Origin of the sequence: Streptomyces sp. NPDC052721, from assembly GCF_040678315.1 — a bacterium.
In the GTDB taxonomy this organism is placed as follows: domain Bacteria; phylum Actinomycetota; class Actinomycetes; order Streptomycetales; family Streptomycetaceae; genus Streptomyces.
Map to the genome: position 1 here is coordinate 1 of NZ_JBFATL010000018.1, position 22,103 is coordinate 22,103.

At 72.7% G+C, this 22,103-nt stretch carries 23 protein-coding genes, 2 pseudogenes and 1 riboswitch; of the genes and pseudogenes, 13 read left to right on the forward strand and 12 right to left on the reverse strand.

Annotated features, from left to right (window positions below):
* Positions 1 to 169: 169 nt before the first annotated feature.
* The 8 genes from AB0L21_RS18705 to AB0L21_RS18740 form a co-directional block, all read right to left on the reverse strand.
* A complete protein-coding gene (locus AB0L21_RS18705) occupies positions 170 to 1,735 on the reverse strand; it encodes an alpha/beta hydrolase (protein WP_365785162.1) in 1,566 nt (521 codons plus the stop codon).
* A 173-nt stretch (positions 1,736 to 1,908) separates the two neighbouring features.
* The gene (locus tag AB0L21_RS18710) at positions 1,909 to 2,667 is read right to left on the reverse strand and encodes an urease accessory protein UreD (protein WP_365785283.1); all 759 of its coding nucleotides are present in this window, start codon (positions 2,665 to 2,667) and stop codon (positions 1,909 to 1,911) included.
* Positions 2,664 to 3,341, reverse strand: coding sequence for an urease accessory protein UreG (gene ureG / locus AB0L21_RS18715; protein ID WP_365700962.1), 678 nt, complete (start codon positions 3,339 to 3,341; stop codon positions 2,664 to 2,666). Before ureG ends, AB0L21_RS18710 begins: the two co-directional genes overlap by 4 nt.
* Positions 3,342 to 3,403: 62 nt before the next feature.
* Complete coding sequence (locus AB0L21_RS18720) at positions 3,404 to 4,078, reverse strand: urease accessory UreF family protein (RefSeq protein WP_365785164.1); 675 nt, start codon at positions 4,076 to 4,078, stop codon at positions 3,404 to 3,406.
* Positions 4,078 to 5,799 carry an urease subunit alpha gene (locus AB0L21_RS18725; RefSeq protein WP_365700966.1) on the reverse strand — a complete coding sequence of 574 codons (1,722 nt, stop codon included), beginning with the start codon at positions 5,797 to 5,799 and terminating at the stop codon, positions 4,078 to 4,080. Before AB0L21_RS18725 ends, AB0L21_RS18720 begins: the two co-directional genes overlap by 1 nt.
* Positions 5,792 to 6,103, reverse strand: coding sequence for an urease subunit beta (locus AB0L21_RS18730; protein ID WP_365785166.1), 312 nt, complete (start codon positions 6,101 to 6,103; stop codon positions 5,792 to 5,794). Before AB0L21_RS18730 ends, AB0L21_RS18725 begins: the two co-directional genes overlap by 8 nt.
* Positions 6,104 to 6,114: 11 nt before the next feature.
* Positions 6,115 to 6,417 (reverse strand): urease subunit gamma, encoded by a 303-nt coding sequence (locus AB0L21_RS18735; protein WP_365785168.1) that lies wholly within the window; start codon positions 6,415 to 6,417, stop codon positions 6,115 to 6,117.
* A 226-nt stretch (positions 6,418 to 6,643) separates the two neighbouring features.
* On the reverse strand, positions 6,644 to 6,922 hold the full coding sequence (locus AB0L21_RS18740) for a type II toxin-antitoxin system Phd/YefM family antitoxin (RefSeq protein ID WP_365700971.1): 279 nt from the start codon (positions 6,920 to 6,922) through the stop codon (positions 6,644 to 6,646).
* A gap of 86 nt (positions 6,923 to 7,008) precedes the next feature.
* Here AB0L21_RS18740 and AB0L21_RS18745 point away from each other — a divergent pair, with 86 nt between their 5' ends.
* From AB0L21_RS18745 to AB0L21_RS18755, 3 genes are all read left to right on the forward strand, one after another.
* Positions 7,009 to 7,644: an ATP-dependent Clp protease proteolytic subunit gene (locus AB0L21_RS18745; protein ID WP_365700973.1), complete on the forward strand. Its 636-nt coding sequence runs from the start codon at positions 7,009 to 7,011 to the stop codon at positions 7,642 to 7,644.
* A gap of 7 nt (positions 7,645 to 7,651) precedes the next feature.
* Positions 7,652 to 7,957: a hypothetical protein gene (locus AB0L21_RS18750; RefSeq protein WP_365700975.1), complete on the forward strand. Its 306-nt coding sequence runs from the start codon at positions 7,652 to 7,654 to the stop codon at positions 7,955 to 7,957.
* 340 nt (positions 7,958 to 8,297) lie between these two features.
* Positions 8,298 to 8,528: riboswitch (cyclic di-AMP (ydaO/yuaA leader) on the forward strand.
* Between the two features lie 3 nt (positions 8,529 to 8,531).
* The gene (locus tag AB0L21_RS18755) at positions 8,532 to 9,005 is read left to right on the forward strand and encodes a C40 family peptidase (RefSeq protein ID WP_030655132.1); all 474 of its coding nucleotides are present in this window, start codon (positions 8,532 to 8,534) and stop codon (positions 9,003 to 9,005) included.
* Positions 9,006 to 9,012: 7 nt separating this feature from the next.
* Here AB0L21_RS18755 and AB0L21_RS18760 read toward each other — a convergent pair.
* A pseudogene (locus AB0L21_RS18760) lies at positions 9,013 to 9,126 on the reverse strand (LysE family translocator); the annotation flags it as partial.
* Positions 9,127 to 9,804: 678 nt separating this feature from the next.
* A complete protein-coding gene (locus AB0L21_RS18765; protein WP_365700977.1) occupies positions 9,805 to 10,260 on the reverse strand; it encodes an ATP-binding protein in 456 nt (151 codons plus the stop codon).
* A gap of 213 nt (positions 10,261 to 10,473) precedes the next feature.
* Between AB0L21_RS18765 and AB0L21_RS18770 the strand changes: the two genes are divergently transcribed.
* Positions 10,474 to 11,334 (forward strand): helix-turn-helix transcriptional regulator, encoded by an 861-nt coding sequence (locus tag AB0L21_RS18770; protein ID WP_365785170.1) that lies wholly within the window; start codon positions 10,474 to 10,476, stop codon positions 11,332 to 11,334.
* 10 nt (positions 11,335 to 11,344) lie between these two features.
* Positions 11,345 to 11,566: a DUF397 domain-containing protein gene (locus tag AB0L21_RS18775; protein ID WP_365700981.1), complete on the forward strand. Its 222-nt coding sequence runs from the start codon at positions 11,345 to 11,347 to the stop codon at positions 11,564 to 11,566.
* 97 nt (positions 11,567 to 11,663) lie between these two features.
* On the opposite strand, the gene AB0L21_RS18780 is transcribed toward AB0L21_RS18775, so the two are convergent.
* A complete protein-coding gene (locus AB0L21_RS18780) occupies positions 11,664 to 12,791 on the reverse strand; it encodes an 8-amino-7-oxononanoate synthase (protein WP_365785172.1) in 1,128 nt (375 codons plus the stop codon).
* A 147-nt stretch (positions 12,792 to 12,938) separates the two neighbouring features.
* On the opposite strand from AB0L21_RS18780, the gene bioB reads away from it, so the two are divergent.
* From bioB to AB0L21_RS18800, 4 genes are all read left to right on the forward strand, one after another.
* Positions 12,939 to 14,087: a biotin synthase BioB gene (gene bioB, locus AB0L21_RS18785; protein WP_365700985.1), complete on the forward strand. Its 1,149-nt coding sequence runs from the start codon at positions 12,939 to 12,941 to the stop codon at positions 14,085 to 14,087.
* The gene (locus AB0L21_RS18790; RefSeq protein ID WP_365785174.1) at positions 14,080 to 15,360 is read left to right on the forward strand and encodes an adenosylmethionine--8-amino-7-oxononanoate transaminase; all 1,281 of its coding nucleotides are present in this window, start codon (positions 14,080 to 14,082) and stop codon (positions 15,358 to 15,360) included. The genes bioB and AB0L21_RS18790 overlap by 8 nt, the downstream gene beginning before the upstream one ends.
* A 1-nt stretch (position 15,361) precedes the next feature.
* A complete protein-coding gene (gene bioD / locus AB0L21_RS18795; RefSeq protein WP_365700989.1) occupies positions 15,362 to 16,078 on the forward strand; it encodes a dethiobiotin synthase in 717 nt (238 codons plus the stop codon).
* 985 nt (positions 16,079 to 17,063) lie between these two features.
* Positions 17,064 to 17,756, forward strand: a complete 693-nt coding sequence (locus AB0L21_RS18800; protein ID WP_365785176.1) for a class I SAM-dependent methyltransferase — start codon at positions 17,064 to 17,066, stop codon at positions 17,754 to 17,756.
* Here AB0L21_RS18800 and AB0L21_RS18805 read toward each other — a convergent pair.
* Positions 17,757 to 17,996: pseudogene (locus AB0L21_RS18805) on the reverse strand (fic family toxin-antitoxin system, toxin component); the annotation flags it as partial.
* 66 nt (positions 17,997 to 18,062) lie between these two features.
* Between AB0L21_RS18805 and AB0L21_RS18810 the strand changes: the two are divergent.
* The 4 genes from AB0L21_RS18810 to AB0L21_RS18825 all read left to right on the forward strand — a co-directional run bounded on the left by AB0L21_RS18810 (position 18,063) and on the right by AB0L21_RS18825 (position 22,032).
* Complete coding sequence (locus tag AB0L21_RS18810) at positions 18,063 to 18,950, forward strand: LLM class F420-dependent oxidoreductase (RefSeq protein ID WP_365785178.1); 888 nt, start codon at positions 18,063 to 18,065, stop codon at positions 18,948 to 18,950.
* Between the two features lie 45 nt (positions 18,951 to 18,995).
* Positions 18,996 to 19,421, forward strand: coding sequence for a GNAT family N-acetyltransferase (locus AB0L21_RS18815; protein ID WP_365785180.1), 426 nt, complete (start codon positions 18,996 to 18,998; stop codon positions 19,419 to 19,421).
* Between the two features lie 152 nt (positions 19,422 to 19,573).
* Positions 19,574 to 21,016, forward strand: a complete 1,443-nt coding sequence (locus AB0L21_RS18820) for a hemolysin family protein (RefSeq protein WP_365700997.1) — start codon at positions 19,574 to 19,576, stop codon at positions 21,014 to 21,016.
* Positions 21,013 to 22,032, forward strand: a complete 1,020-nt coding sequence (locus AB0L21_RS18825) for a hemolysin family protein (protein WP_365785182.1) — start codon at positions 21,013 to 21,015, stop codon at positions 22,030 to 22,032. The genes AB0L21_RS18820 and AB0L21_RS18825 overlap by 4 nt, the downstream gene beginning before the upstream one ends.
* Positions 22,033 to 22,103 lie beyond the last annotated feature (71 nt).

A 22,103-nucleotide genomic window follows, 5' to 3' on the forward strand; every position in this document is an offset into this window, starting at 1 on the left:
GCCCTCGTACTGGATGTACTTGGGTCGGGGCCCGGTGCGGCGAGAGTGCGTGCATGGCGTCGCGCGGCAGACGGGAGTTTGACGACAGGACCTAGGGCGGCCGGGAGGGCCGCATGGGCGAGGGGCGGCCGGTAAGGTCCGGCCGCCCCTCGTCACCGTGCCGGTGCGGTCAGGGCTTGGGCGTGGCGTGCGGGGCGCAGGTCACGTCGTTGCCGTCCAGCGTGCCGTCGAGCAGGTAGGCGTCGACGCGCTGGTTGATGCAGGGGTTGACCAGGCTGGTCACGCCGTGGGAGCCCGCGTTGTTCTCCGTGATCAGGCGGGAGCCCTTGAAGCGCTTGTGCAGTTCGACGGCGCCCGCGTACGGAGTGGCGGCGTCACGGGTGGACTGGACGATCAGGACCTTCGGCAGTCCCTTGTGCGTCCTGACGTCGACCGGGGTGTGCTGCTTGCTCGGCCACGTGGCACAGGGCAGGTTCATCCAGGCGTTGGCCCAGGTCATGAACGGGTGGTCCGTGTTGAGCCGGGTGTTGTCCCGGTTCCACTTCTGCCAGCTGGTGGGCCACTTGGCGTCGGCGCACTCGACGGCGGTGTAGACGGCGTTGCCGTTCTCCGCGCTGATGTTGCCGGCGGTGTCCGACAGGTCGGGGGCGGCGGCGTCGACCAGCGCCTGGGTGTCACCGGCGACGTACTTGCTGAAGACCGTCGCCACCGGCACCCACGAGGAGTCGTAGTACGGCGCGCTCTGGAAGAAGGAGATCAGTTCGGCCGGGCCGACGACCCCGCCGATCGGGTTCTTCTTGGCGGTGGCGCGCAGCTGGAGCCACTTGTCCTGGACGGCGGCGCGGGTGGTGCCGAGGTGGAAGGCGGCGTCGTTGGCGGCGACCCAGTCCTGCCAGTCCTTCCAGCGGCCCTCGAAGGCGACGTCCTGGTCGAGGTTGGCCTCGTACCAGATCTTCTCGCGGGAGGGGTTGACCACGCTGTCCACGACCATGCGGCGCAGGTGGCCCGGGAAGAGCGTGCCGTAGACGGCGCCGAGGTAGGTGCCGTAGGAGACGCCGAGGTAGTTGAGCTTCTTCTCGCCCAGCGCGGCGCGGATGACATCGAGGTCGCGGGCGGTGTTCGGCGTGGTCATGTGCGGCAGCATCGCGCCGCTGCGTTCGGCGCAGCCCTCCGCGTACTCACGGGCCAGCTTGCGCTGCGCGGTCTTGTCGGCCTCGCTGTCGGGCACCGGGTCCAGCTTGGGTGCCTTGACGAACTCCTGCGGGTCGACGCAGGAGATGGGCGCGGAGTGGCCGACGCCGCGCGGGTCGAAGCCGACGAAGTCGTAGGCCTTGGCGACGTTCGCCCACACCGGGGCCTTCGTGGTGACCCGGCGCGGGAAGCGCAGACCGGAGCCGCCGGGGCCGCCCGGGTTGTAGACGAGCGCGCCCTGGCGCTCCTTGTCGGTGCCGGTGTTGCCGATGCGGTCCACGGCGAGCTTGATCTGCTTGCCGTAGGGGTGGGCGTAGTCGAGCGGCACGCTGACCCAGCCGCACTGGATGGGCTTCTCCAGCCCCCAGTCGGCCGGGCAGTCCTGCCACTTGATGCCTGCCTTGGCGGCCCGGGCGGCGGCGATCTCGGCGCCCTTGGCCTCCCGGTCCTGCGCGGGCCGGCTGACGGCACCGGCCGTGGGTGCCGCGACCGCGCCGGCGATCAGGGTGGCGGTGACGAGTGCTCCAGCGGAACCGAGTGCCATCAGGCGGCTCTTCGGTCTGTTGTCCCTCAAGTGGGCCCCTCCCCGTACCTCGCTGCGAGTTGTCAGGCGGGGATCCTCTCGGCTGTGAGCCGGCTGGGGACAGGGGTCGCCACGTATCTTTACCAATCCGATAACCGGATGATCATGTTCGGTTCCTCGGCTGCCCGGATGCCTCAGCCGAGTTCGGTCAGTGCCTCGTCCAGGAGCCCGCGCAGTCGCAGCGCGTCCGGCGCGACGACGGTGACAAGGGCGGCGGGGCCCGCCAGGGGTACCAGCGAGGCATACTCTCCCAGCATCCGCGCGGTCGCCGGTGCTTCCGTGAACTCGGGGCGCACGACGACCAGTTGTCCCACCGCACGGCACCCCGACAGCACGGCCGGCCCGTCCCAGCCGCCGGGCGCGCCGCGGCCGCAGGCCAGTTCCTGGTCCAGTACGGTCCGGCCCGCGACCCGTACGGTGAGCCGGCTGGTGAGGCGCCCGGACTGCTCCCCGGCCCGCCCCAGCACCTGCTCCTCGCGCAGCACGAGCCGGGCGCCGGCGGCGAGGTCGGCCCGGGTGGTGACGCACAGGTCGCTGCCGCCGGCGGAGATCAACTGCTCGGGCAGCCAGCGCAGTTCGGCACCGTCGGCCACGTCCAGCCGGACGTCGTACCGGGCCTCGCCCTTGGCCTGGCCCGGCAGGGCGAGGGTGGCCGCGGCCGACCCGACGTGCAGCCGGGCACCCTCCTCCACCCGCGCCGTCAGCGTGAAGCGGTCACCGCCGAGCGGCCCGCTCATCGCGCCGACGACCATGACCCTCGCCTCGGCTCCGGCCGACCGGGTGCGGCGCGGCGCCAGCGGGCCCTCGCCGTCCAGGACGGGCAGGGCCGTACCGCCGCGGCCGTCGGCGCGGGCGACGATCCGGGCGCTTCCCCGGACCCCGGTGACGGTCACGCCGTCCACGCGGCGAGCCGCTCCCGGACCCAGGCGGCCACGTCGGCGACGCCGCTCTCGCCGCGCAAGGACTGGAAGACGACGGGGAGTTCGGCCCGCTGCGCCTTGGCGTCGGCGGCCATCCGGGCGAGGTCGGAGCCGACGTGGGGAGCGAGGTCGGTCTTGTTGACGACGAGGAGGTCGGCGGTGGTGACGCCGGGTCCGCCCTTGCGCGGGATGTCGTCGCCGCCGGCCACGTCGATCACGAAGATCTGGGCGTCCACGAGTCCCTTGGAGAAGGTGGCGGTGAGGTTGTCGCCGCCGGACTCGACGAGGATCAGGTCCAGGGGGCCGACCGCGTCCTCCAGGTCCTCGACGGCCTCCAGGTTGGCGGAGATGTCGTCGCGGATGGCGGTGTGCGGGCAGGCGCCCGTCTCGACGGCGGTGATCCGCTCGGGCGGCAGCACGGCCTCACGGAGCAGGAACTCGGCGTCCTCGCGGGTGTAGATGTCGTTGGTGACGACGGCGAGGGACAGCTCGTCGCGCAGCGCCCGGCAGAGGGCGGCGACGGTGGCGGTCTTGCCCGAGCCGACCGGGCCGCCGAGCCCGATCCGCAGGGCACGGCGGGTCCCGTCGGGGCGGCGCGCGTCCGCGCTGAGGGCGGCGGGGGCGGGGTGGGTGTGGTCGAGGTGCATGTACGGCTCCTGTGGTCGGTCGGTTTTCAGCCGGGCGAGTCGGGTGTGCGGGGCGGGCGGACTCATGACGCGAACAGCCGCACGGGCCAGCCGGCGTGCCACTGCGCACCCACCTCCAGCAGGGGCGCGGAAGCCGCGGGCAGCGCGTCGACCCCCTCGTCGGCCACCCTCCGCGCCGCTTCCACGGCGGAGTCCGCCACGCGGTCCAGCTCGGGAGCCAGCCGGGCCAGAACTCCGGTCGCGTCGAACGGGTCGAGGCTCAGCAACCGCACGGTGGCCGTCGCCGGCCCGCTGACGCTCTCGTACACCGCGCAGTGGGCCGCGTCCTCGGGCGTGAGTCCGGCCGCCCGGGCGGCGAGACCGAGCACGACCGGCTGATGGGCGCCCTTGGGGAACTGGCGGGCCACGGCGTCCAGTTCGGCGGACGGCCAGGTCACCCTGGCGGCCCGCAGCAGCTGCCGGCCGAGGCGCCGCGCGGCGGCCCGCAGGGCCGGGGACGGCGTACGCGCGTCGGCCGCCGCGTCCAGCTCGCCCGGGTCGGCGCCGAGGACGGCCGCCGCGGCGAGCGCTGCCGCGACCAGCCCGGAGGTGTGCAGCCGGCCCCGGCAGAACTCCTCCAGGCTCGGGGCGTCGGTGATGCGGCCCGCCCTGACGGCGGCCTCCGCCCCACCGGAATGCGCGTGCCCTCCGGCGGGGAAGCGGCCGTCGGCCAGGACGAGCAGTGCTGCCCTGGCCACTAGAAGAGGAAGTAGCGCTGGGCCATGGGCAGTTCGGCGGCCGGGGTGGCCTCGACGAGTTCGCCGTCGATGTGCACGGCGAAGCTGTCGGGGTCGATCCGGACGTCCGGCCGGGCGTCGTTCTCGCGCATGTCGGCCTTGGTGACCGCGCGCGTGGACTCGATCGCCACGAACCGTTTGCCGAGCCCCAGCCGTTCCGGCAGCCCGTCCTCGATCGCCGGACCCGACACGAAGTTGACGGAGTTGGCGGCGGGGGCCCGGCCGATGGCGCCGTACATCGGGCGGGGCAGGATCGGCTGCGGGGTGGGGATGGAGGCGTTGGCGTCGCCCATCTGCGCGTACGCGATCTGCCCGCCCTTGATGACGAGGAGCGGCTTGACGCCGAAGAACGCGGGTTCCCACAGCACCAGGTCGGCGAGCTTGCCGGTCTCCACGGAGCCGGTCTCGGCGGCGAGGCCCTGGGCGAGCGCCGGGTTGATCGTGTACTTGGCGACATAGCGCCGCACCCGGTGGTTGTCGGCACGGCCGTCACCCGGCAGGGCGCCACGCCGGCGCTTCATGACGTGGGCCGTCTGCCAGGTGCGCAGGATCACCTCGCCCACCCGTCCCATCGCCTGGGAGTCGGAGGAGATGATCGAGATCGCGCCGAGGTCGTGGAGGATGTCCTCCGCGCCGATGGTGGAGGGGCGGATCCGGGACTCGGCGAACGCGAGGTCCTCGGGGACGGCCGGGTTGAGGTGGTGGCACACCATCAGCATGTCGAGGTGTTCCTCGGTCGTGTTGACGGTGAAGGGCCGGGTCGGATTGGTGGAACTGGGCAGGACGTTCGGCTGCGAGACCACCGTCATGATGTCCGGGGCGTGGCCGCCGCCGGCGCCCTCGGTGTGGTACGAGTGGATGCCCCGGCCCGCGATGGCGGCGAGGGTGTCGCCGACGAACCCGGCCTCGTTCAGGGTGTCGGTGTGGATGGCGACCTGGATGCCGGTGCGGTCGGCGACCGTGAGCGCCGCGTCGATGACGGCGGGCGTGGAGCCCCAGTCCTCGTGCAGCTTGAGGCCGACGGCGCCGCCGCGGATCTGGGAGAGCATCGCCTCGTGGCTGACGGTGTTGCCCTTGCCGAGGAAGCCGACGTTGACCGGGTAGGCCTCCATCGCCTCCAGCATCCGGGCCAGGTGCCAGGGACCGGGGGTGACCGTGGTGGCCTTGGAGCCCTCGGCGGGTCCGGTGCCGCCGCCGACCAGGGTGGTGACGCCGGAGGCCAGCGCCTCGTCGGCGACCTGCGGGCAGATGAAGTGGACGTGTGCGTCGATGGCGCCGGCGGTCAGGATGCGCCCGTTGCCCGCGATGATCTCGGTCTCGGGGCCGATGACCAGGTCGGGGTGGACGCCGTCCATGGTGTCCGGGTTGCCGGCCTTGCCGAGGGCGGTGATCCGGCCGTCGCGGATGCCGACGTCGGCCTTGACGACGCCCCAGTGGTCGACGACGACGGCGCCGGTGATCACGGTGTCGGGGGTGCCCTCGGCGCGGGTGGCGCGGGACTGGCCCATGGACTCGCGGATGACCTTGCCGCCACCGAAGACCGCCTCGTCGCCGGAGGCCCCGGGGCCGCCGGAGCGGTCCTCCTCGATCTCGATCAGCAGGTCGGTGTCGGCGAGCCGGATCCGGTCGCCGGTGGTGGGCCCGAACAGGTCGGCGTAGGCGGCACGGGAGATCTCAGGCATCGAGGGCGCCTCCGGTCTCCCCGCGCAGCCCCGGCACGATCCGGGCGCCGGTGAACGGCACGAGTTCGATCTCCACGGGGATGCCGGGCTCGAAGCGGACGGCGGTGCCGGCGGCGACGTTCAGCCGCTTGCCGCGGGCGGCGGCGCGGTCGAACTCCAGGCCCGGGTTGGCCTCGGCGAAGTGGTAGTGGGAGCCGACCTGGACCGGCCGGTCGGCGGCGTTGAGGACGGTCAGCCGGGTGACCTCGCGGCCCGCGTTGCAGACGACGGGGTCGTCCGCGAACAGGATCTCTCCGGGAATCATCGCGGCCCCCCTCAGATGATCGGCTCGTGGACGGTGACGAGCTTGGTGCCGTCCGGGAAGGTGGCCTCGACCTGGACGTCGTGGATCATCTCGGCGACGCCGTCCATGACGTCCTCCCTGGTCAGGATCTTGCGGCCGGAGGACATCAGCTCGGCGACGGTGCGGCCGTCGCGCGCGCCCTCCAGGATGTGCGACGTGATCAGGGCGACCGCTTCCGGGTGGTTGAGCTTGAGCCCGCGGGCCCTGCGCTTCTCGGCCACGTCGGCCGCCACGTGGATCAGCAGCCTCTCTTGCTCATGCGGGGTCAGTTGCACGTCCCACCTCACAGTCCTTGCTCCGGACCGTGCGGGGTCCGGTTGCCGCGGCCACCACGACGGGGACAGGTGTAACACACAGACAAATCCCCGGAGCTTCCTCAATCCGGGCAGAAAAACCCCTGGTGGCGTGGATCGGCAGGCTAGAACGCCGGAGTTTCAACGACGTTAACCAGACCTTGATCGACCCATGACCGGCCGATGGTCTTCCGCTGAGACGGGCGACTCAGGACGCGCCCGGCCTCCGGTGCTCCGCCGCGATCCCGAAGCGCTGCTGGTCGCGGGGCACGGAACCGGCCTCGTGGACGCGGGACACCGAGCTGACGATCTGCTCCTCGGCCGGCTCGTCCAGCGCGTCGAGCCGCTCCAGGTCGGCGGCCGAGACCAGCGCGACCAGCGGCTTGCCGTGCCGGGTCACGACGACGCGCTCACCGCCGTACACGACACGGTTGATCAGGTCGGCGAGTTCAGCCCTGGCTTGCGTCACCGGAATCTCGTAGGCCATACCCCCATCATAACGTCAGGTACGTCCTGTACATTCTTTACAGAAGTCGAGCCCATCGGGGCCTCGTCATGAGGAGGGGTATGTCCATGTCCCGACCGTCCGCCCGCCATGTCCTGCCCGAGTTCACCGAGCGCACCGGGAGCGCCGTACGCACCCTCGATCCGTACGCGAAGCTCTTCGAGGACCGGATCGTCTTCCTCGGCACGCCGGTCGACAACGCGGCCGCGAACGACGTCACGGCGCAGCTGATGTACCTGGAGCACACGGCGCCGGACCGGGACATCACGCTGTACGTCAACTCGCCGGGCGGCTCGTTCGACGCCATGGCGGCGATCTACGACACGATGCAGTACGTCAGTTGTGACGTGGTGACGTACTGCCTGGGCCAGGCCGGCGCCTCGGCCGCGGTGCTGCTCGCGGCCGGCGCTCCGGGCAAGAGGTTCACGCTGCCCGGCGCCCGCATGGTGATCGAGCAGCCCGCACTGCCCGAGCCGGTGCGCGGACAGCCCAGTGACCTGCTCATCCAGGCGGACGAGTTGACCCGGATCCGCTCGACGCTCGCGGAGATGCTCGCGCGGCACACAGGGCGCACGGCCGGGCAGGTCCACGAGGATCTGGAGCGCGACCTGATCCTCGACGCCGCCGGGGCGGTCGCCTACGGTCTGGTGGACGGCATCGTGCCGAGCCGCCGGGACACGCCCGGCGCACCGGACGCGAGGTGAGCCGCTCATGCTGCCGGACCTCCCGCCCCTGCCCGCGCTGACCCGCGCGGAGGGCGAGTTGATCGACCGTTACCTGGAGGCGGTCGACCTGCTGGGCCGCATCAACCCGGCCCGGCCCGGGGACACCTACCGCGGGCTGCGCGCGGCCCAGGCCCTGGTGCGCAAGGCGGCAGAGCTGCGCGACGCGCTCGCGCTGATGCACCAGCGGGGCGAGACGGAGCTGCACGGGGACACGCTGGCACGGGCGTTGCGGGTGCTGGACGGTGAGCGCCGGGCCGCTCGCGTCACGCTCCCGCCGGACGGCGTCGGCTGAGGCGGACGCTCCTTGCGGTCCGGGGGCCCGCGCGTCGACACGCGCCGTCCGGAAGGGACTTGAAACGGTCCGAACGACGTACCGCCGACCGGTGTACATCCAGATCGTTTCGCGGGCCTGCCGAGTTGCGCGGCACGCGACCACACGAGCCGCCTGAAGACGCTTCGCCCCAGGTCGGGGGCTACGTCCGGGATCTGACGGACGCTCGAACAGAGCAGTGTCCACCCGAACGGGTGAGTGGTGAGTAACGCCACAAATCCCCGATTCCGTTGGGATTTTCGGACAGTCGTGAGCCAAGATCCCTGTCTGACGACAAGCCCCCGCCACCGCGGCGGGGCGATCCGGGCGGACGCCGAGTCCTGCCGCCGCCCGGATGACCGGTCGACGGAGTGGATCGGCAGGAGTGGAGGACCCAAGCAAGGCGGGTCGCCGGAACTGATGTTCGTCTGTACGACACGGACGGGCGTCGGCTCCGGGCAACCCTTGGGGTGAAGCCGCGGCAACGCGGCCGGGCTACTTCGCCAGCCCGAATCCGACAGGTCATCCTTCACAGGCGGCTGACGAAGGGTTGCGCATGACTGCGCTCAATCGTGTCCCGTCGCTGATGGCCCGGGCCGGCACGGCCTCGGCTCTGACCCTTGCCGCCGTGGGCGGCTCGATCGCGGTGCCCGGCCTCGCCACCGACGCCTCCGCCGCGACCATGGCGACGAAAGCACTCAAGGTCGCGGCCTCGAAGAAGGGCGCCCCCTACGCGTGGGGAGCCACCGGGCCGCGCAGGTTCGACTGCTCGGGGCTGACGCTCTACTCCTACAAGAAGGCCGGCAAGAAGCTGCCGCGCACCGCCGCCCAGCAGTACAACAAGACGCACCACATCTCCGCCAGGAGCCGCAAGGCGGGCGACCTGGTGTTCTTCCACTCGGGTTCTTACGTCTACCACGTCGGCATCTACGCCGGTCACGGCAAGATCTGGCACGCCCCGAAGACCGGGGACGTGGTGAAGCTCGAGAAGATCTGGACGAGGAGCGTCTGGTACGGCCGGGTCAGCTGACCCGCCGTCAGGCAAGGAGCGACTCCAGCAGCAGGGCCGCTCCCAGCGCCGTCAGCGCCACCCCCGGTGCCGCCTGCAGCCCACGGGCGGCCCGGGGCCGGCGCAGCCACCTGCCGGAGCGGACGGGTGGTCCCGGCCGCGGCATTCTCCGGCGCCTGGACGGTCCCGGCGTGGCCACCGGCCGAACTGGAGCGGGCCCGGCACGAACTGGCCTGGCTGACCGGGCTCACCGGGGGCGCACAGCGGCTCGGCGCCTTCCCGGCCGCCGGGGTGCGTCTGCTGCCGCCGCCGGGGTTACGCGGTGGCGGCGCCGGGGTTACCGCGGTGGCGGCGCCTGCGAGGGTGATTTGACACTCACTCATGCCTGTCACTCGGCCACAGCCATCCTGGTGCCGACGCCGGTACCGTCTGGAGCCGGTCGCGGTGGAGGAGCTGGTCCCGGTGATCGCCTCGGGACACGCGCGTCCCAGCCCCTCGTCGCGGCTGCCGCCGCCGCGCGCTGGTCAGTGCCGGTTGGGGGTGGCCGTCGTACCGGAGATGGTGGCGCGGACCGCGACCACGCCCGTCGCGGTGCGGCCTCTGGAGGGCAGGCGGCTGCGCCGTACGATCCCGGTGGCGTACCGCGCGGAGGAGAGGGCCGCTGCGGTGGACGCCTTCCGGGCGCTGCTGCGGGAAGCGTTCGGGCGGGCGCATCTGACTGGGGGCGCCGGCGGGCCGGGCGTGGCCGAGCCGTGGGCCACGCGTGTCCGCCGTGCGCCGCTTGCCCGGTCCAGGAACGCCTCGGCCCCGTCCGGGAGGGCTACGGCTCCTGCTGGCCCGCCGGTACCGGGGCCGCCGGGATCGTCCAGGGGAGTTCGATCGAGACCGTCTTGCCGCCCTCTCGCGTGGGGCGGATGCGGAGTCTGCCGCCGCACTCCGCGGTGAGCCAGCGGATGATGACCATGCCGCGGCCGTTGTCCTGCTGGACGGCGGCGGGCAGTCTCTTCGGGAAGCGGGGGTGGCTGTCCGTGACACCGATGCGCAGATGTTCGTCATGGTGCAGCGCGATGTCGACCGTGAAGGTGGGTGACTGGCCGAAGGTGTGCTGTACGGCGTTCGTGGCGAGTTCGGAGACGATGAGGCGCACGGTGTCGGCGACGTCGGTGTCGGACGGCAGGCCCCACTCCGCCAGCGTGCCCACGACGTAGGAGCGGGCCGCGGAGACCGAGGCTGGATCGCTCGGCAGAGTGACGGATGCTTCCAGGTGGTCTGCCATGGCGACGTCGTCCCTTTCCCACGGGGCCGTGGTCCGACAAGTGGCGGAGGGTTCGAGTACGGTCCCGGACTGGTGCTTGTTCGCCAGACTGCCACCAACGGGCCGGTCACGGGGAGCGATCCACCAAGATATGCATATATCTGTCGCTCGAAGCGGTGAACTCTGCGACGCGAGACCGTATGTGGGCGGCCCGGAAGGAGTAAGGAGGAGCCCATGCAGAACGGTCCGGCGGTGCGCCGCCGCAAACTGGGCGCCGAACTGCGCATGCTGCGTACCGGTGCGGGGCTCACGAGCGGTGAGGCCGCCCGGCTGGTCGGCTGGCACCAGTCGAAGGTGAGCCGCATCGAGACCGGCGCCAGCGGTGTGAAACCGGCCGATCTGCGGTTACTGCTCGACGCCTATCAGGTGCGGGACACGCAGCTGCGCGAGTTGCTGCTGATGCTGGCGGGGTCGGAGGACGCGGGCGGCCGGCACCGCTGGTGGCACGCCTACCGCGGGGTGCTGCCGCCCACCTACCGGGACTTCATCAGCCTGGAGTCACAGGCGAGCGCGATGCGCACCCTGGAGACGACCGTGGTGCCGGGTCTGCTCCAGACGCCGGAGTACGCCCGCGCGGTCACCCGGGCGGCCGTGAAGGACCTGGACGAGGACCGCCTGGACACGCTGGTGGAGGTGCGCCTGGCCCGGCAGGACGTGCTGCGTTCCGACCCTCCGCTGGTGCTGAGCGCCGTACTGGACGAGGCGGTGCTGCGCCGCGAGGTCGGCGGTCCGGGGGTGATGGCCCGGCAGCTGGAACGGCTGATGGATGCCGCCCGGCTGCCCCAGGTACGGCTCCAGGTGCTGCCGTTCGCGGCGGGGGCGCATGTCGGACTCACCGGGCCTTTCGTTATCTTCTCATTTCCGAGCACTTCTGATCTGGACGTGGTTGTTCTCGACCAGTTGACGAGTAGCCTCTACCTGGAGCGGAAAGAAGACCTCATGGCCTACTCCGAGGCCTTCGACACCCTTCAGTTGCACGCCCTTTCCCCCAAGGAATCGTTGGACTACATCGCCGGGATAGGTGACGGCGCGTAAGGAGGCAACCATGTCAGCTCTGCCTCGGAACGTCCCTGCCAGTACCGACCTGCACCCCGTGCGCTGGCTGCGCAGCAGCTACAGCACGGGAGCCAACAACTGCGTGGAGACGGCCCGGCCGCGCTCCGGCCCCGCGGCCGGACTGCTCGCCGTGCGCGACTCGAAGAACCCCGCCGGACCCGCGCTGCTCTTCTCCGCCGGCAGCTGGGCGGAGTTCGTCACCACGCTCTGATCAGACATCAGCACGTCTGATCAGAGGTCAGCAAGCTCAGAGCAGAACCAATCACCCGTTGCTCACCCTCGTGCGACGCACGGCCGTGTACGCCGACTCATGGTCGTGTTTCGCCGATGACACGTACAGCGCGTTCGATCTCCGCCCCGGAGAGGTCAGCCCGGGCGGTCAGCCTCAGCCGGGAGATGCCGTCGGGCACGGAGGGGGGACGGAAACAGCCCACGGCCAGGCCTGCCGTACGGCAGTCGGCCGCCCAGCGCACCGCCTGCTCCGGGGACGGAGCCCGCACGGAGACCACCGCGGCGTCCGGACGCACCGCTTCCAGACCCGCGGCGGTCAGCCGTGCGTACAGCTCCGCGGCCACCTCGCGGGCCCGTGCCGCCCGTTCGGGCTCACGCTCCAGCAGCCGCAGCGCGGCCAGCGCGGCACCGGCCGCCGCCGGCGCCAGGCCGGTGTCGAAGATGAACGTCCGGGCCGCGTTGACCAGGTGGTCGATCACCCGGGCAGGGCCGAGCACCACCCCGCCCTGGCTGCCCAGCGACTTGGACAAGGTGGCCGTGACGACCACGTCCCCGGCGCCCGCGAGCCCGGCCGCGTACGGCGCGCCCCGGCCGCCCTCGCCCAGCACGCCGAGCCCGTGGGCGTCGTCCACGACCAGTCCCGCGCCGTGCTCCCGGCACGCCTCGGCCAGCGCGGTCAGCGGTGCCCGGTCCCCGTCGACGGAGAACACCGTGTCGGAGACGACGATCGCCGCTCCCCCGTGCGTCGCCAGGGCCTTGCGCACGGCCTCCGGATCGGCGTGGCCGACGACCTGCGTCTCGCCCCGGGCGAGCCGGCAGCCGTCGATGAGGGAGGCGTGGTTGCCCGCGTCGGACACGATCAGCGAGCCGTGCGGGCCGAGCGCGGTGACCGCGGCGAGGTTGGCGGCGTACCCGGAGGAGAACACCAGGGCCGCCTCGAACCCGCAGAACGCGGCCAGCGCCCGCTCCAGTTCGGTGTGCAGGGCGGTGGTACCGGTGACCAGCCGGGAGCCGGTGGCGCCGCCGCCCCAGGTCCGGGCGGCCTCGGCCGCTCCCTCGACGACCTCCGGATGGCGGGTCAGCCCCAGGTAGTCGTTGCTCGCCAGATCCAGCAGCGGCGCGTCGGCGGGGCGCGGACGCAGGGTGCGGACGAGTCCGGCGCGGCGGCGCGCCTCGGCCTGCTCGTCGATCCAGCCGAACACCATGGGTCCTCCGGTGCTTTTGTAGGTAGCGGACAGACCCTAGCGGTACGACCAGCCGCCCAGGGTGTGGCAATACCCACACGGTGAACCTGCTCCGTTGTGCGAAGTCTCCTTGGCCCGGGGCGGTCCCGTAGGACAGGATCAGGCCTCATGGACCTGCTGAACACGCTGGTGGACAAGGGGCTTCGGCGCGAGCTGCCGACCCGCGAGGAAGCGCTCGCCGTGCTGGCCACCTCCGATGACGACCTGCTCGACGTGGTGGCCGCGGCCGGCAAGGTGCGCCGGCACTGGTTCGGGCGCCGGGTGAAACTCAACTATCTGGTGAACCTCAAGTCGGGCCTGTGCCCGGAGGACTGCTCGTACTGCTCCCAGCGGCTCGGCTCCAAGGCCGACATCCTGAAGTACACCTGGCTCAAGCCGGACGAGGCCTCCCAGGCCGCCGCCGCGGGCCTCGCGGGCGGCGCCAAGCGGGTCTGTCTGGTGGCCAGCGGGCGCGGCCCGACGGACCGGGACGTGGACCGGGTCTCGGAGACCATCAAAGCGATCAAGGAGCAGAACGAGGGCGTCGAGGTGTGCGCCTGCCTCGGCCTGCTCTCCGACGGCCAGGCCGAACGGCTGCGCGCGGCCGGCGCGGACGCGTACAACCACAACCTCAACACCTCGGAGTCCACGTACGGGGACATCACCACCACCCACACGTACGCCGACCGGGTGGACACGGTGCACAAGGCGCACGCGGCCGGCCTGTCCGCGTGCTCGGGTCTGATCGCCGGCATGGGCGAGAGCGACGAGGACCTGGTCGACGTGGTGTTCTCGCTGCGTGAGCTGGACCCGGACTCGGTTCCGGTGAACTTCCTGATCCCGTTCGAGGGCACCCCGCTGGCCAAGGAGTGGAACCTCACCCCGCAGCGCTGCCTGCGGATCCTCGCGATGGTCCGGTTCGTCTGCCCGGACGTGGAGGTCCGGATCGCGGGCGGCCGTGAGGTCCATCTGCGCACGATGCAGCCGCTGGCACTGCACCTGGCCAACTCCATCTTCCTCGGCGACTACCTGACCAGCGAGGGCCAGGCAGGCAAGGCCGACCTGGAGATGATCGCGGACGCCGGGTTCGAGGTGGAGGGCGCCGACCAGGTGACGCTGCCCGAACACCGGGCGGAGGCCGGGGGCTGCGGGGACACCGGGGGCTGCCACGAGGGCGGCGTCTGCGGGTCGGCACCGGCGGTGGCGGGCGAGCCGCGGACCGACCTGGTGGCGGTGCGCCGCCGGGGCGCCGGCACGGACCTCGCGCCCAATGCCTGAGCTCGGTGTGGCGGAGCTGCTGGAGCTGGACCGGCGGCATGTGTGGCATCCGTACGGCCCGATGCCCGGGCGCGCGGAACCGCTCGTCGTGGAGGCGGCGAGCGGGGTCCGGCTGCGGCTGGCGGACGGGTCCGGCGAGCTGGTCGACGGCATGTCGTCGTGGTGGTCGGCCATCCACGGCTACAACCATCCGGTCCTCAACGAGGCCGTGCGTGACCAGCTGGGGCGGATGAGCCATGTCATGTTCGGCGGACTCACGCACGAGCCCGCCGTCCGGCTCGCGAAGCTCCTTGTCGACATGTCGCCCGACGGCCTGGAGCACGTCTTCCTGGCCGACTCGGGGTCCGTGTCGGTCGAGGTCGCCGTGAAGATGTGCCTCCAGTACTGGCGCTCGCTCGGCCGGCCGGGCAAGCAGCGGCTCCTGACCTGGCGCGGCGGCTACCACGGCGACACGTGGAACCCGATGTCCGTGTGCGACCCCGAGGGCGGGATGCACCAGTTGTGGGCCGGGGTGCTGCCCCGCCAGGTGTTCGCCGACGCGCCGCCCGCCGGGTACGAGGAGGCGTACGCGGAGCATCTGCGGGAGCTGATCGCGCGGCACGCCGACGAGCTGGCCGCGGTGATCGTGGAGCCGGTGGTGCAGGGCGCGGGCGGGATGCGGTTCCACTCCCCCGCCTATCTGCGGGTGCTGCGCGAGGCGTGCGACGCGCACGACGTGCTGCTGGTGTTCGACGAGATCGCCACCGGCTTCGGCCGCACCGGCGCGCTGTTCGCGGCGGACCACGCGTCCGTCAGCCCGGACGTGATGTGCGTGGGCAAGGCGCTCACCGGCGGCTATCTGACGATGGCGGCCACGCTGTGCACCGCACGGGTCGCCGACGGCATCTCGCGGGGCGAGGTGCCGGTGCTCGCGCACGGTCCGACGTTCATGGGCAACCCGCTGGCCGCGGCCGTGGCCTGCGCCTCCATCGAGCTGCTGCGGGGACAGGACTGGCTCGCGGAGGTCAAGCGGATCGAGGCGGCCCTGCGGGAGGGCCTGGCGCCGGCGCTCGACGTGCCCGGGGTGCGGGACGTCCGCGTCCTCGGCGCGATCGGGGTCGTCCAGCTCGACCACGCGGTGGACATGAAGGCCGCGACCGGCGCCGCCGTTCGGGCGGGCGTGTGGCTGCGCCCGTTCCGCGACCTGATCTATACGATGCCGCCGTACGTCACCTCGGACGAGGACGTGGCACGGATCGCGCGCGCGGTGTGCGCCGCGGCGCGGGAGGGATGACATGCCGGTACTGGTGATCACGGGGACGGGCACGGAGATCGGCAAGACCGTCACCACCGCCGCCGTCGCCGCCGCGGCGCTCGCGGCCGGGCGCTCGGTGGCCGTACTCAAGGCCGCCCAGACGGGCGTGGGGCCGCACGAGCGCGGGGACGCCGACGAGGTCGCGCGGCTCGCGGGCCCGGTCACGACCGACGAACTCGCCCGTTTCCCCGAGCCGTTGGCGCCGGGCACGGCGGCCCGGCGGGCCGGGATGACACCGGTGCACCCGCACGAAGTGGCCGAGCGGGCCGCCAAGCTGGCCAGCGAGCACGATCTGGTGCTGGTCGAGGGAGCGGGCGGGCTGCTGGTCCGGTTCGACGCGGCCGGCGGCACGCTGGCCGACGCGGCCAAGCTGCTGGGAGCGCCGGTGCTGGTCGTCGCGCAGGCCGGGCTCGGCACGCTCAACGTGACGGAGCTGACGGCACGCGAACTACGGCGCCGAGGCCTGGAGTTGGCCGGTGTGGTGATCGGCAGCTGGCCCGCCACGCCCGACCTCGCCACCCGCTGCAACGTGGCCGACCTGCCGGAGGTCGCCGCCGCCCCCCTGCTCGGCGCGCTGCCCGCCGGCGCCGGCGCCCTGCCCCCCACCGAGTTCCGCACAGCGGCCCCGACCTGGCTGTCCCCCCACCTGGACGGCACATGGGACGCGGAGGCGTTCCGGGTACGGGAGACACCGTAACCCTGCCGGGCCCGGCATCGGCGGAGCACCGTAGCCCCTGCCGGCCCAGACGTCGGCGGAAACACCACTGCCGTACCTGGTGACCGAAGCCGGCGGGGCACCGTAGCCGCACCGGGCCCAGGCGTCGGCGGGGGCACCGCTGCCGTACCTGGTGACCGAAGCCGGCCGGGCACCGTAGCCCTGGGCCGGCATCGGCGGGGCACCGTAGTCCCTGCCGGGCCGGCATCGGCGGGGCACCGTAGTCCCTGCCGGGCCCGGCATCGGCGGAGCACCGTAGCCCCTGCCGGGCCCGGCATCGGCGGAGCACCGTAGCCCCTGCCGGGCCGCATCGGCGGGGCACCATAGCCCTGCTGGGCCCAGACGTCGGCGGAGACACCACTGCCGTACCGGGTCGCCGGCACCTGCGGGGCCGAGCAACCCTGCGGCCGTGTCGGGCCCGGTAGCGGCGGGGACACCACAACCTCGCAGGTCACCTACGCCTGTGAGCCCGGGGAGACCGGCCACCCTGTCCGGCCGTGCGCCGACGGGCACACCACAACCCCGCAGGTCACCTACGCCTGCGAGGCCGGGTAGACCGGCCAGCCCGTCGGGCCGTGCGCCGGCGGGGACACCGCAGCCGTGCCGGGTCGTCGGCGACGACGGCGCCCGGGTAACCCGGCCTGGTCGTCGGCAGCGGCGGATCGGCGCGGCGTCGGTTGCGGCTTGCCCGGATCGACGCCGCGTGCCCTCGGCGACAGCGACCGACCGTCTTCTCCGGGCGAGCCTCCCCCCGGCGTCCTATGTGCGGGACCTGCCCGGCAGCCCTGACGCCGTCGAACCCTCCGCCACAGCGACGGACACCCGCCGGGCGAGCCGCTGCGCGCATGGCCTGCGGGAGCCGGCCCGGCGCCCCGGCCGGGTATGCCGCAGGCTGCCCGGTGGGGGGATGCACCGGCGTGTGCCGGGGGACACTCCTTGCAGGGGCGTGCTGTCCAGGGAGGTTGCCATGCGGCTGCTGTCCACCCGTTCGGGCCAGGTGGCGCGGGGTCCCGTCCACCATCCGCTGTTCGCCCGTTACTACGCCCGGATCAGCGTCGGCGCCGAGTCCCGGTTCGGGATGGCCGGGATACGGGAGCGGCTGCTCGCAGGGCTGTCCGGGCGGGTGATCGAGATCGGCGCGGGCAACGGGCTGAACTTCCGGCACTACCCCGGCACCGTCGCGGAGGTCGTCGCGATCGAACCGGAACCGTTGCTCCGGCAGTTGGCGCTGGAGTCCGCGCTGCGCGCCGAGGTGCCGGTCGACGTGGTGCCGGGCGCCGCGGAGGCCCTGCCGGTCAAGAGCGAGGCGTTCGACGCGGCCGTACTGTCGCTGGTCCTGTGCAGCGTGCGGGATGTCGCGCGGACGCTCGGCGAGGTACGACGGGTGCTCCGGCCCGGCGGCGAGGTGCGGTTCTTCGAGCACGGGCGCGGCGGGGGCCGGATGATGACGGTCACCCAGCGGGCCCTGGACCGCACCCTGTGGCCGGCGCTGAACGGCGGCTGTCATCTCTCCCGGGAGCCGGTCGCCGCGCTGCGCGCCGCCGGTTTCCGCCTCGGCCCGCACCGGCAGGTACTGCTGCCGGAGAAGGGCCCCACGCTGCCGACCTCCTACTGCGCGCTCGGCGTCGCCTGGCGGCCGGACGAGCCGGAGGGCCGCTGATCACAGGCACCGGCCGCGCAGCTCCCGCGCGATGCCGTCGACGCTCGCGGAGCCGTCCCTGACCAGCCGTGCCAGGTCCCGGACCTGCTCGGGCGTGGTGGCGACCTTCTCGCCGCCGGCGACCGGACAGGCGTAGGCCACCGCCGAGGCGCACAGTGCGTCGGCCCGTTCCAGCGCCGGGACGTGGATCAGCAACTGGAGCAGGGCGGCGGCGCGGGCACACGGGGTGTCTGTGATCGGTGGGGGCCGGGCTCGGACATGATGGAAGCGGACCAGACTCAAGTCACCGCTGACCGGGGAGAGTTCATGCAGCGTCCGTTCCGCTTCGGAGTCAACCTGCTCGCCTCCGCCCCCGCCGCCGAGTGGCGCGCCAAGTGCCGCCGTGCCGAGGAGCTGGGGTACGACGTGATCCTCGTCCCGGATCACCTGGGCATGGTCGCGCCGTTCCCGGCACTGGTGGCGGCGGCACAGGCGACCGAACGGCCCCGGCTCGGCACCTTCGTGCTCAACGCGGGGTTCTGGAACCCGGCGCTGCTGGCCCGCGAGGTGGCGACCACCGACGCGCTGACCGGAGGCCGGCTCGAACTCGGCCTGGGCACCGGGTACGTGCCGGCGGAGCACGAGGCGGCCGGGCTGCCGTACGGCTCCCCGCGCGAGCGGGTGGACCACCTGGAGCGCACGGTGGCGGAGCTGGGGCGGCTGCTCGGTTCCGCAGAACACGAGCCGCGGCCCGCCCAGTCCCGGGTGCCGGTGCTGATCGGCGCCAACGGCGACCGGATGCTGCGGCTGACCGCCGCGCACGCGGACATCGCGGCCTTCACCGGGGCGCGGCCGGGCAGGACGCCCGGCACGCTGGATCCGCTCGGTGCCGAGGAGCTGGACGAGCGGGTGGCCCGCTACCGCGCGCTGGCGGCGGACCGGGCGGAGCCCGCCGAGCTGAACCTGCTGATCCAGGTCGTGGCCGTCACCGACGATCCCGAGCCGGTGCTGAAGCCGCTGCTGGAGCGGCGGCCCGATATGACCGCCGACCAGGCGCTGGGCCTGCCCCTCGTGCTGGCCGGTCCGCTCGAGGAGGTCGTGGCGAAGGCGCTGGCCCAGCGGGAGCGGTTCGGGTTCTCGTACCTGACCGTGCTGGAGCCGTTCATGGAGGCGTTCGCGCCGGTGATGGAGCGGCTGCGCGCGAAGTCCGCATGACGGAATCCGGGGCGGCGCGCGGGCGTCCCCGATCATGATGAGCGCATGACTGATCTGCGTCTGCGCGCCGCCGTGTCCGACGATCTCGACGCCGTCCTCGCGTTCTGGAGGACGGCCGCCGAGGGCACCAGCATCAGCGACGACCGCGCCGGGGTGGAGCGGCTGACCGACCGCGACCCCGAGGCCCTGATCCTCGCCGAACAGGACGGCGAGCTGGTCGGCACGGTGATCGCCGGCTTCGACGGCTGGCGGTGCCATCTGTACCGGCTCGCGGTGCACCCGCAGCGGCGGCGGCAGGGCATCGCCTCGGCGCTGCTGGCCGCCGCCGAGGAGCGGTTCGTGCGGCTCGGCGGGCGGCGCGCGGACGCGATGGTGCTGGTGCGCAACGCGACCGCGCACCACGCCTGGGGTGCGGCCGGGTACGGGCCGGAGGAGCACTGGCGGCGCTGGGTGAAGCCGCTCACGGACTGACATCGACAGGCTTCTTTGCTCATCCTTTACCCTTGAGGGAGCACTCGGCCCTCTATGAAAGGTTGTGAGCGTCCGCCCATGGGCGAGCCTCCCAGTCCGCGATACCGCGCGTTCTCCCGAACCCTGTCCGATCCTGGGACGGGGGTGACCCGATGACCGAAGTGCTCCTCCTTCTGGTGGCGATCCTGCTGTCGCTGGCCTGCGGCGCCTTCGTGGCGGCGGAGTTCTCGCTGACCACCGTGGAACGCGGCGAGCTGGAGCGCGCCGCCGCGCGCGGCGAGCGCGGTGCCGCCGGCGCCCTGAAGGCCGCTCGGAACCTGACCTTCCAGCTGTCCGGCGCGCAGCTCGGCATCACCGTCACCAACCTGGTGGTCGGCATGCTCGCCGAGCCGTCGATCGCCAAGCTGCTCGCCGGGCCGTTCCAGGCGATGGGCCTGTCACGGACCACGGCGAGTTCGGCCGCGCTGGTCCTGGGCACGGCCCTGTCGACGGTGGTCCTGATGGTCGTCGGCGAGCTGGTGCCCAAGAACTGGGCGATCTCCTCGCCGCTGACCATGGCCAGGCGGGTCGGCAACGCGCAGCGCTTGTTCAGCGCCGCCTTCCGGCCCTTCATCACCCACCTGAACAACACCGCCAACCGCTTCGTGCGCCGGCTCGGCATCGAACCCGCCGAGGAGCTGGCCTCCGCGCGCGGACCGCAGGAGCTGGCCGCCCTCGCCCGGCACTCGGCCAAGGAGGGCGCCCTGGAGGCGGACACCGCCGAGCTGTTCGTGCGGACGCTGAACCTGGCCGACCTCACCGCCGAGAACGTGATGACCCCGCGCGTCCAGGTCATCGCCCTGGACACCCAGGCGACCTGCGAGGACGTGGCCAACGCCACCCGGGCCACCGGCCTGAGCCGGTTCCCGGTCTACCGGGGCAGCCTGGACTCGGTCGTCGGCACCGCCCACATCAAGGACGTGCTGGCCGTCCCCGCCGACCAGCGGCGCCACCGCACGGTCGCCCAGGTGATGCGCGAGCCGCTGCTGGTGCCCGAGTCCCTGACCGTCGACCGGCTGCTGGACCGGCTCGGCGGCAGGCGCACCATGGCCGTCGTCATCGACGAGTACGGCGGTACGGCCGGGGTGGCCACCCTGGAGGACATCGTGGAGGAGGTCGTCGGCGAGGTGCGGGACGAGCACGACCCGCACGAGACGCCCGACCTCGCCCCCGCCGGCGCGGACGAGCGGGGCCGCGCCCTGTACGCGGCGGACGGCGCCGCCCGCACCGACCAGCTCGCGCGCGTGGGACTGCGCGTGCCCGAGGGTCCCTACGAGACCCTGGCCGGCCTGGTCGCCACCGAGCTGGGCCGGATACCCGCCGCCGGTGACAGCGTCGAGGTGGCCGGCTGGCTGCTGGACGTCGTCGACGCCTCGGGCCGCCGGGCCGCCCGGGTGCTGATGCACGCGCCGCTGGACGACGAACGGCTCGACGGGGCCGACCGGACCGCCGGAACCGACCGGACCGGTCGCACCGGCGGGACCGAGGATCGCCGTAGGAGCGAGGGACGCCGCGGGACCGAGGGTCCCCGCGGCACGCGGGAGGGGACCCGATGACCGCCGTACAGCTGCTGATCGGTCTGGCGACCCTCGTCGTCAACGCCTTCTTCGTCGGCGCCGAGTTCGCGCTGATCTCCGTACGCCGCTCGCAGATCGAGCCGCTGGCCCAGGAGGGCGACCGGCGCGCACGGAGCGTGCTGTGGGGTCTGGAGCACGTGTCCGCTCTGCTGGCCGCCGCGCAGCTCGGCATCACGCTGTGCACGCTGGTCCTGGGTGTGGTCGCCGAACCGGCCATCGCGCATCTGCTGGAACCGGTGTTCCACGCGGTGGGCATGCCCACGAGCGCGGGTCACGCCGTGTCCTTCGTCATCGCGCTGACCCTCGCGACGTATCTGCACATGCTGCTGGGCGAGATGGTGCCCAAGAACATCGCGCTCGCCGAACCGGTGCGCAGCGCGCTGCTGCTCGGTCCGCCGCTGGTCGCGCTGTCCCGGGCGCTGCGTCCGGTGATCTTCGCGGTCAACGCCTTCGCGAACGGGCTGCTGAAACTGCTGCGGGTGGAGGCGAGGGACGAGGTCGCGGCGACCTTCACGGACGCCGAGCTGGCCGAGATCGTCAAGGACGCCAGCGAGGCGGGCCTGATCGACAATCGGGCGCAGGAACGGCTGCACGACGCGCTGGAGCTGGGCAGCCGGCCGGTACGGGACGTGGTCGTACCGCTGCAACGCGTCGTCTACGCGCGCGTGGGCGTCACCCCGGAGCAGTTGGAGCGGCTGTCGGCCGAGTCGGGCTTCTCCCGCTTCCCGGTGGTCGACACCAGCCGCCGGATCGTGGGCTATCTGCACGTCAAGGACGCGCTGGACGCCTCACCGCGGGACGTGCCGTTCCGCCTGGGCGACATGCGGCCCATCGCACGCGTCCGCGAGAGCACCCCCCTGGACGACGTCCTCACCGCGATGCGCGGCAGCCGCACCCACTTGGCAGCCGTCCTGGGCGACGACGGCCGACTGGCGGGCCTGGTGACGATGGAGGACGTACTCCGGGAACTGTTCGGCCAGCCGGTGCAGGGCTGACGCGGCGCGCTGACGCGGGACGGCCGCGGTGGCTTCCGGGTGCGGGGGTTCGCCGGTGCCGGCCTGCGGCG

Coding starts and splice junctions, on each gene's coding strand:
- AB0L21_RS18755 (WP_030655132.1), top strand. CDS start 8,532: ATGACTGCGCTCAATCGTGTCCCGTCGCTGATGGCCCGGGCCGGCACG.
- bioD (WP_365700989.1), top strand. CDS start 15,362: ATGCCGGTACTGGTGATCACGGGGACGGGCACGGAGATCGGCAAGACC.
- AB0L21_RS18705 (WP_365785162.1), bottom strand. CDS start 1,735: ATGGCACTCGGTTCCGCTGGAGCACTCGTCACCGCCACCCTGATCGCC.
- AB0L21_RS18820 (WP_365700997.1), top strand. CDS start 19,574: ATGACCGAAGTGCTCCTCCTTCTGGTGGCGATCCTGCTGTCGCTGGCC.
- AB0L21_RS18780 (WP_365785172.1), bottom strand. CDS start 12,791: ATGGTGTTCGGCTGGATCGACGAGCAGGCCGAGGCGCGCCGCCGCGCC.
- AB0L21_RS18725 (WP_365700966.1), bottom strand. CDS start 5,799: ATGCCTGAGATCTCCCGTGCCGCCTACGCCGACCTGTTCGGGCCCACC.
- AB0L21_RS18750 (WP_365700975.1), top strand. CDS start 7,652: ATGCTGCCGGACCTCCCGCCCCTGCCCGCGCTGACCCGCGCGGAGGGC.
- AB0L21_RS18765 (WP_365700977.1), bottom strand. CDS start 10,260: ATGGCAGACCACCTGGAAGCATCCGTCACTCTGCCGAGCGATCCAGCC.
- AB0L21_RS18740 (WP_365700971.1), bottom strand. CDS start 6,922: ATGGCCTACGAGATTCCGGTGACGCAAGCCAGGGCTGAACTCGCCGAC.
- AB0L21_RS18775 (WP_365700981.1), top strand. CDS start 11,345: ATGTCAGCTCTGCCTCGGAACGTCCCTGCCAGTACCGACCTGCACCCC.
- AB0L21_RS18815 (WP_365785180.1), top strand. CDS start 18,996: ATGACTGATCTGCGTCTGCGCGCCGCCGTGTCCGACGATCTCGACGCC.
- AB0L21_RS18810 (WP_365785178.1), top strand. CDS start 18,063: ATGCAGCGTCCGTTCCGCTTCGGAGTCAACCTGCTCGCCTCCGCCCCC.
- ureG (WP_365700962.1), bottom strand. CDS start 3,341: ATGCACCTCGACCACACCCACCCCGCCCCCGCCGCCCTCAGCGCGGAC.
- AB0L21_RS18790 (WP_365785174.1), top strand. CDS start 14,080: ATGCCTGAGCTCGGTGTGGCGGAGCTGCTGGAGCTGGACCGGCGGCAT.
- bioB (WP_365700985.1), top strand. CDS start 12,939: ATGGACCTGCTGAACACGCTGGTGGACAAGGGGCTTCGGCGCGAGCTG.
- AB0L21_RS18730 (WP_365785166.1), bottom strand. CDS start 6,103: ATGATTCCCGGAGAGATCCTGTTCGCGGACGACCCCGTCGTCTGCAAC.
- AB0L21_RS18825 (WP_365785182.1), top strand. CDS start 21,013: ATGACCGCCGTACAGCTGCTGATCGGTCTGGCGACCCTCGTCGTCAAC.
- AB0L21_RS18745 (WP_365700973.1), top strand. CDS start 7,009: ATGTCCCGACCGTCCGCCCGCCATGTCCTGCCCGAGTTCACCGAGCGC.
- AB0L21_RS18800 (WP_365785176.1), top strand. CDS start 17,064: ATGCGGCTGCTGTCCACCCGTTCGGGCCAGGTGGCGCGGGGTCCCGTC.
- AB0L21_RS18770 (WP_365785170.1), top strand. CDS start 10,474: ATGCAGAACGGTCCGGCGGTGCGCCGCCGCAAACTGGGCGCCGAACTG.